This window comes from Thiocystis violacea, from assembly GCF_016583575.1.
Taxonomy (GTDB): domain Bacteria; phylum Pseudomonadota; class Gammaproteobacteria; order Chromatiales; family Chromatiaceae; genus Thiocystis; species Thiocystis violacea.
The window spans coordinates 1-1,500 of sequence record NZ_NRRG01000149.1 but is presented as its reverse complement, the minus strand read 5'-3'; the positions used below and the strand labels follow the sequence as shown (position 1 = coordinate 1,500).

1 protein-coding gene is annotated in these 1,500 nt (G+C 57.5%); it reads left to right on the top strand.

Annotated features, from left to right (window positions below; translation table 11 throughout):
- The first annotated feature begins 358 nt into the window (after window positions 1-358).
- Window positions 359-1,491, top strand: a protein-coding gene (locus CKO27_RS23880; RefSeq protein ID WP_200377402.1) for an IS630 family transposase whose coding sequence is annotated in 2 segments (ribosomal slippage) — window positions 359-782 and window positions 782-1,491 — 1,134 coding nt in all. Because the reading frame shifts where the segments join, the coding sequence is not laid out codon by codon here.
- Window positions 1,492-1,500 lie beyond the last annotated feature (9 nt).

Below are 1,500 nucleotides of genomic sequence, written 5' to 3'. Positions count from 1 at the left end.
CGTGATGATGAAACGTCGCAACTTGTCACCTGCCGGGTGAGCCCTAGAATGGGCGTATTTTACCTCCATCCTCTTGTTATGTAACGGGAATTCTTGGAAGACGGTTCATTCAGTTCACGGAACCAGGTAACTGTTAATTCGGATCATCTATAGCGACAAGTTCCTATACAGTCTCTTAAATCCTCATGGATTTGGTAGGCGCTAAGCAGACGATCCCCCTCCTTGAGCGCAAAGTCGTTTGCCTGACGATCTTCTTCGTCGAGGTTGCCCCAGTCGCCTAGTACCACGTTCCGCTAAATCTTGCGCGGAAACGATCGTTAGTGTAGTTCTTGATACCTCTCATCAAGAGGTCTCCCCGATGATTAAATATATTTTGAGGCTCACCGAAGACGAGCGGGCGATGCTGAGAGCCGTGGTCAACAAGGGCCAGGCAGCCGCCCAAAAGATCAAGCCTGCGAACATTTTGCTCAAGATCGATGCCGATGGACCCGCTTGGAGCGAAGCCCAAGCGGCGGAGGCCTTCGGTTGCTGTCTTCGGACCATCTTGAGTATCCGTCAACGATTTCTAGAGAACGGCTTGGAGGCGGCGCTGGAACGCAAACCGCGTACGCCGCCACCACGTGAACGGATTCTCGACGGTGAGGGCGAGGCGCACCTGGTGCGTCTCGCCGGCTTGACACCGCCCGAAGGCCAGGCGCGCTGGACCCTCCATCTCTTAGCCGAGCGCCTCGTCGAACGGAACGTGGTGGAGACGATCTCGCGACAAACGGTCATGCGCACGCTAAAAAAAACGAACTGAAACCACATCTTCGCACCGGCTGGGTCATCCCTCCGGAACAGGACGCGGCCTTCGTCGCGGGGATGGAAGCGGTGCTAGAGGTCTACCGACGCCCCGACGATCCACAGCGTCCCGTGGTCTGTCTCGACGAACAGCCGACCCAACGGATCGGCGAAACCCGCACGCCGATTCCTGCCGAACCGCAGCAAGAACAACGGTATGACTACGAATATGAGCGATTGGGGACCGCCAATACCTTTATGGTCGTCGAACCGTTGGCCGGTTGGCGCCAGGCCAACGTCCGCGCCACCAAAACCGCGCTGGATCTCGCCCAAGAAATCAAGGGTTTGTTGGACGTCAACTATCCGACCGCCGAAACAGTCGTGCTGGTTTGGGATAACCTCAACACGCACGCCCCAGCCTCTCTCTACAAAGCGTTTCCGCCCGAGGAGGCCCGTCGGCTCCTGGATCGCTTAGAAATTCACGACACACCGAAACACGGGAGTTGGCTCGACATCGCCGAGATCGAACTGAGCGTCTACACGAAACAGTGCCTCGATCGGCGCATCGACGACATCGAGACCCTGCGCCGCGAGGCCAAGGCCTGGGCGGATCGCCGCAAGGCCTCCAGCGCCACAGTCGATTGGCACTTCACGACCGAGGAGGCACGGATCAAGCTCAAGCGCCTCTATCCGCAAATTAAGGAGGAATGAGGTACTAGG